This is a genomic window from Pseudomonas sp. RA_105y_Pfl2_P56, from assembly GCF_963970845.1.
GTDB classification, from domain to species: Bacteria; Pseudomonadota; Gammaproteobacteria; order Pseudomonadales; family Pseudomonadaceae; genus Aquipseudomonas; species Aquipseudomonas baetica_A.
On the sequence record NZ_CAXAPL010000018.1, the window covers coordinates 56,481 to 67,510 of the forward strand.

Below are 11,030 nucleotides of genomic sequence, written 5' to 3' on the forward strand. Positions count from 1 at the left end.
TTAATGAACCTCGACCACAGAGCCGTGCAGCTTCTGCAAGGCATCGTTGACCGCGTCCGGCATTAATTGGCGCAGGCAGTTGTAATGGCCAAACCGGCAAGTACGGTCGAAGCACGGACTGCATTCAAGGCCCAGACGGACGATTTCGACATGCTCGGCCAGCGGCGGGGTAAAGCCTGGCGAAGTCGAACCGTAGACCGCCACCAATGGCCGGTTCAGCGCGGCGGCGACGTGCATCAGGCCGGAGTCGTTGGACACCACCGAATCGGCGCAGGACATCAAATCGATAGCCTCGGCCAAGGACGTGTCGCCACTGAGGTTCACCGACTCTTCACGCAAACCGGGAATCAGCCGCGCGCGAATGTCTTCGCCCACCGCATGATCGTTCTTCGAACCGAACAGCCACACCTGCCAGCCCTCACGAATACGCGCTTCGGCGACCTTGGCGTAATGCTCCGACGGCCAGCGTTTGGACTCGCCGAACTCGGCGCCGGGGCACAAGGCCAACACCGGGCGATCGAGGGTCAGGCCAAATTTGGCCAGTGCCGCTTCGCGGCTCACCGGATCGATTTGCAGGCTCGGACGCGGATAAGGTTTTGGCAGCTCGGCGTTCGCGTCATAGGCCAGAGCCATGAATCGCTCGATCATCAGCGGATAACGCTCTTTGTCGAGAGTGCGCACGTCGTTGAGCAGGCCGTAGCGGAACTCGCCGCGCCAACCGGTGCGTGTCTTGATGCCGGCAAAAAACGGCACCAGCGCCGACTTCAGCGAGTTGGGCAACAGGATCGCCTGATCGTACTGACCGGCCAGGGATTTGCCGATGCGCCGACGCGTCGCCAACTCCAGCGCGCCGTGGCCGAGCGGAAAGCTCAAGGCCTTGCGCACTTGCGGCATGCGCTCAAGGATCGGCCGGCTCCACTCTGGGGCCAGTACGTCGATTTCGCATTGCGGGTGGCGTTGCTTGAGACACTGAAACAGGGTCTGCGCCATCACCATGTCACCGACCCAACTGGGCCCAACGATCAGAATATTCATGTGGTTTCCAAAAACGAACCGGGGAGGCATTACGCCTCCCCGCCTCGATAATCACGGTGGGAACACAGGCTGCTTGCGATGGGTCATTACCTTCAACATGACTGTCGAGTGTCACTCCACGATCGCGAGCAGGCTCGCTCCTACAGGGTTTTGCATCTGTTCACATATCTGCGACTCACCGCAGATCACTGTGGGAGCGGGCTCGCTCCCACTTCTGAATCTCATTACCTTCATTGGCGCACTTCAGCTTAGCCCCAACTCGCGCCAGATCCGCACTACCTGCCGACGCTCATCGGCAAACTGGTCACCCGGGATCACCCCGGCATCCTTCTGCAACGCCTGCCGGTGGGCGGCGGAGCGGTAGGCTTTATACGCCTCACGCAACAGGCTGGCCTCTTCGGCAGGCATCAGCCCTTCGCGCTCCAGCTCTTCCAGAATGCGGATGTTATCGGTCCAGCGCAGCAATGGCGGATGGCTTTGCGACCACGCCAGGGCCGCGTATTGCACCATAAATTCAATATCGACGATACCTCCGGCGTCCTGCTTGAGGTCGAACGGCGCCGTGGCCTCGAAGGCATTTGCCGCTGTACCGGCCGCAGTGCTCTTGCTGCCGAGGTTGTCGCGCATCTTCGCACGCATTTCGCTGACTTCCTGTTGCAGCTTCGCCAGATCCCGCGCTTTGCCCAACACTTGAGCGCGGACTTTCTCGAAGGCCTGACCGACATCCTGGCTGCCGACCAACACCCGAGCGCGCACCAAAGCCTGATGCTCCCACGTCCATGCTTCATTTTCCTGATAGCGGGCAAACGCGCCGAGCGAACTGACCAACAGCCCGGACGCACCGGACGGACGCAGACGCATATCCACTTCATAGAGCTGGCCGGAGTTGGTCTGCGCCGTCAGCAAGTGAATGATCCGCTGGCCGAGCCGGGTGAAGAACTGCGCCCCATCGATCGGTTTCGGGCCATCGGTTTCCGCCTGCGGATCGCCGTCATGGATGAACACCAGATCCAGATCGGAACCATGCCCCAACTCCAGACCGCCGACTTTGCCATAACCGACAATGATGAAGCCGGGATCACACAAGGTGCCGTCGGTGCGCAGCGGCGTGCCGTATTTGGCGATCGTTTGACGCCAGGCCAGGGCCAGCACTTGTTCGAGAATGGCCTCGGCCAACCAGGTCAGGTAATCGCTGACTTTCATCAGCGGCAAACTGCCGGCGATTTCCGAAGCCGCGACGCGCAAGCGGTGCGCCAGTTTGAAGTGGCGCAGGGCTTCCATTTGTTGCTCTAGGTCGTCTTCGGGAATGCGCGTCAGACGCTCGCGCAACTCAGCGGCCAATTCCGGTGCCAGCGGCGGCTTGAACAGTCGACCTTCGTTGAGCAACTCGTCGAGCAGCAGCGGGAAGCGGGTGATCTGCTCGGCAATCCACGGGCTCGCCGCACACAGCGTCAGCAAACGGCGCAGCGCACCAGGGTTTTCGGTCAGCAACACTAAATAAGCCGAACGCCGGGCAACCGCTTCCACCAGTGGCAGCACACGTTCAAGTACCAGATCCGGGTTGTCATGCTCGACCGCTTGGGCAAGCAAACGCGGGATAAACGCATCGAGACGCTCACGCCCCAATCGCTGCATCGCACGCAATTGCGGACTGCCGCGCAGACTCGCCAGTGCCTTCAGCGCTTTGCTCGCATCGCCAAACCCACCCTCTTGCAACTGACGGCACGCCGCCTCTTCGTCCTGCGCCTCTTCCCACAGCGGCAGCCATTCACCGCCCACCACCACTTCGCTTTCGGCGCCCTCTTCCTCATCGGGATCGGCGATCACCTGCGCAAAGTGCCAGGCCACGCGGCCGCGCCAGAACATCAGTTTTTCGTGGAAAGACGCCCAGTCAGCAAACCCGAGCATGAAAGCAATTCGCGCCTGATCCTGAGCGCCGTCCGGCAGCATCTGGGTCTGGCGGTCGGCAATCGCCTGAATCGCGTGCTCGGTGTAACGCAAGAATTCGTAACCTTCGCGCAACTCGCTGATCACCGCTGGCGGCAAGTACCCCTGCCCTTCCAGCGTGCTCAGCACCTTTAATAGAGGACGCTGTTGCAGACTCAGATCGCGGCCACCGTGAATCAGTTGAAAGGCCTGGGCGATGAACTCGACCTCGCGGATGCCACCCGAGCCCAGTTTGATGTTGTCGGCCATGCCTTTGCGCCGCACTTCCTGCTGAATCAACTGCTTCATGGTGCGCAGTGCTTCGATCGCCGAGAAGTCCAGATAACGCCGGTAAACGAACGGCCGCAGCATGTCGAGCAACTGCTCACCGGCCACTTGATCACCGGCCACCACCCGCGCCTTGATCATCGCGTAGCGTTCCCAGTCGCGGCCCTGATCCTGGTAATACTGCTCCAGTGCATTGAAGCTCAGCACCAGCGCGCCGGACGAACCGTAAGGGCGCAGGCGCATGTCGACACGGAACACGAAGCCATCGACGGTCATCGGATCGAGGGCCTTGATCAGACGCTGACCGAGGCGGATGAAAAATTCCTGGTTATCCAGCGCGCGCTTCACGCCGACGGTTTCGCCGCCCTCGGGGTAGGCGAAGATCAGGTCGATGTCCGAGGACAGGTTAAGCTCGACCGCGCCGAGCTTGCCCATGCCGAGGATGACCATTTGCTGCGGCTCGCCGCTGCGACGCCCGGTCGGCGTGCCAAATTGCTGGCAATGGCGGCTGTACAGCCATTGATAAGCTTGGTCGATGCTGGCGTCGGCCATGTCCGAGAGGTCGCGACAGGTCTGCACCAGGCTGGCCTGCCGGGTCAGGTCACGCCAGATGATCCGCACCTGATGGCGCGCACGCTGACGGCGCAATACGCGCCCGAGTTCATCTTCGGTCTGCGCAGCATTTACGGCAGTGGCAATCTGCGCACACAGTTCACCGGGGGCATAGGAGCGCTCGAGTTCGCCGGATTGCACCAGCGACAGCAACATCAAAGGGTCACGAACGCTCTGTTCAATGACGAACTCGCTGGCCGCGGTGACGCGGGCGAATTGCGCCCAGCGCTCCGGCGTCCAGGTCGAGAAGCCGTGATCGTCTTCCAGCGAAGCGACGGCCGTACGGAACGACTGCTCGGATCGGCTGACCAACGGCAGGAGAATGGCGGGCAGTTCGGCAAGCACGGGCAGGGTCATGGTCTATCCTTGATCGGCGTGGAAATGGCCGCTTGTAGTGAATGATGAAAACCCGCTACGCGAAGGACTGTCGAACAAAAGTTAGAAATAGCTGATATTTCTTTTTCTTTGGCAGCCAACATCAAACTTTCACCTTTTTTGGATGGTAATCGACCAACCTTAACGATTATTCTCACAACGCAGTCAGAGGCCACAAGCCTTTCATCTGTAGTTTTACTACTCGTCTATACATCCGAAAGGCTGAAATGCCGGAAGATTTGTAGTAAAACTACACGCCGCCGGAACAACCTGTCGGCAATCCAAGAATTTTAAATCGTCTGCCCACAAGGCCAGTCGCAAACTCAGGCAACCGATTCTGGAAGCCTTTCCGCCCTGGAGCAAGCCATGCAAGACCTCGATCCCGTCGAAACCCAGGAATGGCTGGACGCCCTGGAATCGGTTCTCGACAAAGAAGGCGAAGACCGTGCTCACTATCTGATGACCCGTATGGGTGAACTCGCGACCCGCAGCGGCTCGCAGCTCCCTTACGCCATCACCACGCCTTACCGCAACACCATCCCGGTAACCCACGAAGCACGCATGCCTGGCGACCTGTTCATGGAACGCCGCATTCGCTCGTTGGTACGCTGGAACGCGATGGCCATGGTAATGCGTACGAACCTGAAAGATTCTGACCTGGGTGGTCACATCTCCAGCTTCGCTTCCAGCGCGACCCTGTATGACATCGGCTTCAACTATTTCTTCCAGGCCCCGACCGACGAACACGGCGGCGACCTGATCTACTTCCAGGGCCACACCTCGCCAGGCGTATATGCCCGTGCGTTCATGGAAGGCCGCATTACCGAAGACCAGATGAACAACTTCCGCCAGGAAGTCGACGGTCAGGGCCTGTCGTCCTACCCGCACCCTTGGCTGATGCCTGACTTCTGGCAGTTCCCGACCGTATCGATGGGTCTGGGCCCGATCCAGGCGATCTACCAGGCACGCTTCATGAAGTACCTGGAACATCGCGGTTTCATCCAGCCGGGCAAACAGAAAGTCTGGTGCTTCCTGGGCGACGGCGAGTGCGACGAGCCCGAATCCCTGGGCGCGATCTCCCTGGCCGGCCGCGAGAAACTGGACAACCTGATCTTCGTCATCAACTGCAACCTGCAGCGCCTGGACGGCCCGGTTCGCGGCAACGGCAAGATCATCCAGGAACTCGAAGGCGTGTTCCGCGGTGCTCAGTGGAACGTGACCAAAGTCATCTGGGGCCGTTTCTGGGACCCACTGCTGGCCAAAGACGTCGACGGCATCCTGCAACGTCGCATGGACGAAGTCATTGACGGCGAGTACCAGAACTACAAAGCCAAAGACGGCGCGTTCGTCCGTGAACACTTCTTCAACACGCCAGAACTCAAGGCGATGGTTGCAGACCTGTCCGACGACGAGATCTGGAAACTCAACCGTGGCGGCCACGACCCGTACAAGGTCTACGCGGCGTACCACGAAGCGGTCAACCACAAAGAACAACCGACCGTCATCCTGGCCAAGACCATCAAGGGTTATGGCACCGGTGCCGGCGAAGCGAAAAACACCGCGCACAACACCAAGAAAGTCGATGTCGAAAGCCTGAAGCTGTTCCGCGACCGCTTCGACATTCCGGTCAAGGACGAAGAGCTGGAGAACCTGCCGTTCTTCAAGCCAGAGCCAAACAGCGCCGAAGCCCGCTACCTGAGCGAGCGTCGCACTGCACTGGGCGGTTTCGTGCCTCAGCGCCGCGCAAAGAGCTTCAGCGTACCGACGCCGGACCTGGACACCCTCAAGGCCATCCTCGACGGTTCCGGCGACCGCGAAATTTCCACCACCATGGCGTTCGTGCGGATCCTCGCGCAACTGGTCAAGGACAAGGAAATCGGCCCGCGCATCGTACCGATCATCCCGGACGAAGCCCGTACCTTCGGTATGGAAGGCATGTTCCGTCAACTGGGCATCTACTCGTCCGTTGGCCAGCTCTACGAGCCAGTCGATAAAGACCAGGTGATGTTCTACAAGGAAGACCAGAAAGGTCAGATCCTTGAGGAAGGCATCAACGAAGCGGGCGCCATGAGTTCCTTCATCGCCGCCGGTACTTCGTACTCCAGCCACAACCAGCCGATGCTGCCGTTCTACATCTTCTACTCGATGTTCGGCTTCCAGCGTATTGGCGATCTGGCCTGGGCCGCTGGCGACAGCCGTACCCGTGGCTTCCTGATCGGCGGCACCGCCGGCCGTACCACCCTGAACGGTGAAGGTCTGCAGCACGAAGACGGTCACAGCCACCTGCTGGCTGCCACCATCCCGAACTGCCGCACCTACGATCCGACCTACGGCTACGAGCTGGCGGTGATCATTCAGGACGGCATGAAGAAGATGACCGAAGAGCAACAGGACATCTTCTACTACATCACCGTGATGAACGAGTCGTACCAGCAGCCAGCCATGCCGGCCGGTGCCGAAGAAGGCATCAAGAAAGGCATGTACCTGCTTGAAGAAGACACCCGCGAAGCAGCCCACCACGTACAGCTGATGGGCTCCGGCACCATCCTGCGTGAAGTGCGTGAAGCGGCGAAGATCCTGCGTGAAGAGTTCAACATCGGCGCTGACGTATGGAGCGTCACCAGCTTCAACGAACTGCGTCGCGACGGCCTGGCCGTAGAGCGCAGCAACCGTCTGAAACCTGGCCAGAAGCCTAAGCAGAGCTACGTCGAAGAATGCCTGAGCGGCCGTAAAGGTCCGGTCATTGCATCCACCGACTACATGAAGCTGTTCGCCGAGCAGATCCGTCAGTGGGTACCGTCCAAGGAATTCAAAGTCCTGGGCACCGACGGTTTCGGCCGCAGCGACAGCCGCAAGAAACTGCGTCATTTCTTCGAAGTCGACCGTCATTTCGTGGTGCTGGCAGCCCTGGAAGCACTGGCTGACCGTGGCGATATCGAACCTAAGGTCGTGGCTGAAGCCATCACCAAGTTCGGCATCGACCCGGAAAAACGCAACCCACTGGACTGCTGAGGAGAAACCCTGTGAGCGAACTCATTCGCGTACCTGACATCGGCAGCGGTGAAGGTGAAGTAATTGAACTGTTTGTGAAGGTCGGCGACCGCATCGAAGCCGACCAGAGCATCCTGACTCTGGAATCGGACAAGGCCAGCATGGAAGTGCCGGCCCCGAAGGCCGGCGTCATCAAAAGCCTGAAAGTGAAGCTGGGCGACCGCCTGAAAGAAGGCGACGAACTGCTTGAGCTGGAAGTCGAGGGCGCTGCGCAAGCGGCCCCTGCGCCTGCCGCCGCGCCTGCCGCCAAAGCCGAAGAAAAACCGGCCGCCGCACCTGCTGCTGCCGCACCAGCCGCGGCCCCGGCTGCCGCTTCGGTTCAGCAAGTGCACGTGCCGGACATCGGCTCGTCGGGCAAGGCCCAGATCATCGAGATTCAGGTCAAGGTCGGCGACACCGTCGAGGCTGATCAATCGCTGATCACTCTGGAGTCCGACAAGGCGAGCATGGAAATCCCGTCGCCTGCTGCGGGCGTGGTCAAGGCCATCAGCGTCAAGCTCAACGACGAAGTCGGCACGGGCGACCTGATTCTGGACCTGGAAGTGGCAGGTGCTGCGGCACCGGCTGCAGCCGCTCCGGCTCAGGCTGCTGCGCCAGCCGCTGCTGCTGCACCTGCTCCTGCGGCAGCCCCGGCAGCCCCAGTGGCCGACAGCGTTCAGGACATCCATGTCCCGGACATCGGTTCGGCCGGCAAGGCCAAGATCATCGAAGTGTTGGTCAAGGCTGGTGACACCGTCGAGGCTGATCAATCGCTGATCACCCTGGAATCCGACAAGGCGAGCATGGAAATTCCATCGCCTGCCGCTGGCGTGGTGGAAAGCGTTTCCATCAAGCTGGACGACGAAGTCGGCACCGGCGACCTGATCCTCAAGCTGAAAGTCAAAGGCGCGGCCCCTGCGGCAGCCCCGGCTCCAGCCGCTGCTGCGCCAAGTGCTCCAGCGCCTGCCGCTGCTCCGGCAGTCGCTGCACCTGCTGCCGCCGCGCCGGTTGCGGCGCCGGCCAAACCGGGCGCCAAAGTGCACGCCGGCCCTGCCGTGCGTCAACTGGCCCGTGAGTTCGGTGTTGAACTTAATGCGGTCGGCGCCAGCGGCCCACACGGTCGCATCCTCAAGGAAGACGTTCAGGTTTACGTCAAAGCGATGATGCAGAAGGCCAAGGAAGCACCGGCCGCTGCTGCTGGCGCAACCGGTGGCGCGGGCATCCCGCCGATTCCGGTCGTCGACTTCAGCCGTTTCGGCGAAATCGAAGAAGTGCCGATGACTCGCCTGATGCAGATCGGCGCGTCGAGCCTGCACCGCAGCTGGCTGAACATCCCGCACGTGACCCAGTTCGATTCGGCTGATATCACCGAGCTGGAAGCGTTCCGCGTTGCCCAGAAAGCCGTTGCAGAGAAGGCTGGCGTCAAGCTGACCATCCTGCCGCTGCTGCTCAAGTCGTGCGCGCACATGCTCAAGGAACTGCCGGATTTCAACAGTTCGCTGGCGCCAAGCGGCAAAGCGATCATCCGCAAGAAATACGTGAACATCGGCTTCGCCGTCGACACCCCGGATGGCCTGCTGGTACCGGTCATCAAGAACGTCGACCAGAAGAGCCTGTTGCAACTGGCAGCCGAAGCCGCTGCGCTGGCCGCCAAAGCCCGCGACAAGAAGCTCACCGCTGACGACATGCAAGGCGCCTGCTTCACCATTTCCAGCCTCGGCCACATTGGCGGCACCGGCTTCACGCCGATCGTCAACGCGCCGGAAGTGGCGATTCTCGGTGTTTCCAAGGCAACCATCCAGCCAGTCTGGGACGGCAAAGCCTTCCAGCCGAAACTGATGCTGCCACTGTCGCTGTCCTACGATCACCGAGTGATCAACGGCGCCGCCGCTGCACGCTTCACCCAGCGTCTGGGCAGCCTGCTGGCGGACATCCGCACCATCCTGCTGTAATCCCAAGCGGCCCTCCGGCAATGGAGGGCCGCTTGCGTTTCACGTTTTCGAGCGCCACACGCTCGTACCTCAACCCCGTCAGTTTGACGGGGCTTTTTTTTGTCTCGCGAAAACCAAGCTGCGGTTTTTTCCCACAGGTTGTACTGACATCAGCTACGACCACCGTCCACTTCGCGACGATATTTTTATTCCCTACATAACTAGTCTTGACACAGCAAAGTTAACTAAAAATTCTTGCCTTAGTTATTCCCAATCAAACGTTAATTCGAATGGATTCGAACATGTTCAAACCGACTATTGGCCCACTCATAGGTCACATCACAACTAACCATGCGCGAGTTCTTATTCGCGGCGATTATCAAAGCAATGCAGCAGTATTTGCTGCAATCCGTTACCGCAGTTCCGGATCACAACACTGGTCAAAAGGTACGTTCGCCAAGTTAAGCGCGCTACGCGACATGACGGAAGTACTGACACTCAACAACTTGAGCACTGATACCGAGTATGAGTACCAGGCAGTATGGTTCAGCCCGATGAATCCCGTGCATACCGTTCACAGTGTGGCGGAGTTGCCGCTGCAGTGGCCGAGGGAGATTTACCGGTTTCGCACCCGCTCCAGCAAAGCCTTGCAACCTCGTGCATACATCGTCGGCTCATGCCGCTACCTGCGCATGACGGCAGGTATCGCGTCGCTGCCCCATTTAGGCGACCGGATCTTTGCATCTATCAACCAGTTGATCGAAGGCGCACAGCCGCCGATCAGTGCAACACTCATGACCGGAGATCAAATCTATGTCGATGACCTGAACCTGATTGCACCGGATCGGGAATATAAAGATATTCTTGCAAAGTACCGCGCAGCGTTTTCACAACCCAACATACAACGACTGATGTCAACGACGTCGACCTACATGATTCTTGATGATCATGAAATCGAAGACAACTGGCCGGCAAACGCCGGTAAATCCGATCATGAGTTGTATCGCAATGCCATGGCCGCGTATGAGTTGTATCAAGTCAGTCACAGCCCGGCACACGCACTGACAACGAGTGGTCAAGTTGATCGTTCAACGCTTAAGCACTATTGGTACCAATTCAGTGACGGCGATATCGAGTGGTTTGTGACCGACAGTCGCACTCGCCGCAACTTGTCAGCCAGTGACCGACGCATTCTCGATGAGGCGCAAGAGCAAGCATTGCTTAAATGGCTGATCAACAGCCCGGCACGGGTCAAGTTCGTGGTCACCAGTGTCATGTTTTACCCGGATCGCAAGTTTCACGGCGATGACGCCTGGAAAGCCTTTCCGGAACAGCGTCTGCGCCTGCTCGAAACCATCCGCACCCGACAGATCAAAAATGTCGTGTTCGTTTCTGGCGACGTACACGGCTCGCTGACGTCGCGCCTGACACACAGCCAGGATCCGGACTTTGAAGTCCACACCATCGTTTCCTCGCCGCTGTGCAACAGCAAACTCTTGCCGTACGCCAAGGCGTCCACCTTCATCCTTGATCAGCCGTTGGTGCGCACGGCGGCGGGCGACTATGTGCATGAATTGACCAGCGAGGTGGTCGGCGAGGACAACTTCGCCCACCTTGTGGTCGAGACTGATCAAATCTTGGTCAATTACCACGATCAGAACGGGAAAAAGCTGCAAACCATCAGCCTGAAATTGCGCTGAAACGCAAAAAATCGCAGTCTTCGGCGGCGCCTGCATAGGTTGCAACCCCCCGCAGGCACTGCCGCAAGCTGCGATCTTTGGCTCTTTTATCGCCCCCACTGCAGAAATGCTCCGAGCAGCCGACACATTCTTA

At 59.4% G+C, this 11,030-nt stretch carries 5 protein-coding genes; 3 read left to right on the top strand and 2 right to left on the bottom strand.

Translation table 11 applies throughout. The features are described 5' to 3' along the window. Window positions 1-1,035 (bottom strand): lipopolysaccharide heptosyltransferase II, encoded by a 1,035-nt coding sequence (waaF, locus tag AACY11_RS14415; protein ID WP_339432269.1) that lies wholly within the window; start codon window positions 1,033-1,035, stop codon window positions 1-3. 243 nt (window positions 1,036-1,278) lie between these two features. Next, window positions 1,279-4,218, bottom strand: a complete 2,940-nt coding sequence (gene glnE / locus AACY11_RS14420; RefSeq protein WP_339495036.1) for a bifunctional [glutamate--ammonia ligase]-adenylyl-L-tyrosine phosphorylase/[glutamate--ammonia-ligase] adenylyltransferase — start codon at window positions 4,216-4,218, stop codon at window positions 1,279-1,281. Window positions 4,219-4,602: 384 nt separating this feature from the next. On the opposite strand from glnE, the gene aceE reads away from it, so the two are divergent. From aceE to AACY11_RS14435, 3 genes are all read left to right on the top strand, one after another. Beyond that, window positions 4,603-7,248, top strand: coding sequence for a pyruvate dehydrogenase (acetyl-transferring), homodimeric type (aceE, locus tag AACY11_RS14425; RefSeq protein WP_339432267.1), 2,646 nt, complete (start codon window positions 4,603-4,605; stop codon window positions 7,246-7,248). An 11-nt stretch (window positions 7,249-7,259) separates the two neighbouring features. Further along, window positions 7,260-9,218: a dihydrolipoyllysine-residue acetyltransferase gene (aceF, locus tag AACY11_RS14430; protein ID WP_339495037.1), complete on the top strand. Its 1,959-nt coding sequence runs from the start codon at window positions 7,260-7,262 to the stop codon at window positions 9,216-9,218. A gap of 281 nt (window positions 9,219-9,499) precedes the next feature. Further along, the gene (locus AACY11_RS14435) at window positions 9,500-10,897 is read left to right on the top strand and encodes an alkaline phosphatase D family protein (RefSeq protein ID WP_339495038.1); all 1,398 of its coding nucleotides are present in this window, start codon (window positions 9,500-9,502) and stop codon (window positions 10,895-10,897) included. The last annotated feature ends 133 nt before the right edge of the window (window positions 10,898-11,030 follow it).

What these genes read in the sequence shown, in the direction of transcription:
- waaF (WP_339432269.1), bottom strand. Translation starts at nt 1,035, where the DNA reads ATGAATATTCTGATCGTTGGGCCCAGTTGGGTCGGTGACATGGTGATG.
- glnE (WP_339495036.1), bottom strand. Translation starts at nt 4,218, where the DNA reads ATGACCCTGCCCGTGCTTGCCGAACTGCCCGCCATTCTCCTGCCGTTG.
- aceE (WP_339432267.1), top strand. Translation starts at nt 4,603, where the DNA reads ATGCAAGACCTCGATCCCGTCGAAACCCAGGAATGGCTGGACGCCCTG.
- AACY11_RS14435 (WP_339495038.1), top strand. Translation starts at nt 9,500, where the DNA reads ATGTTCAAACCGACTATTGGCCCACTCATAGGTCACATCACAACTAAC.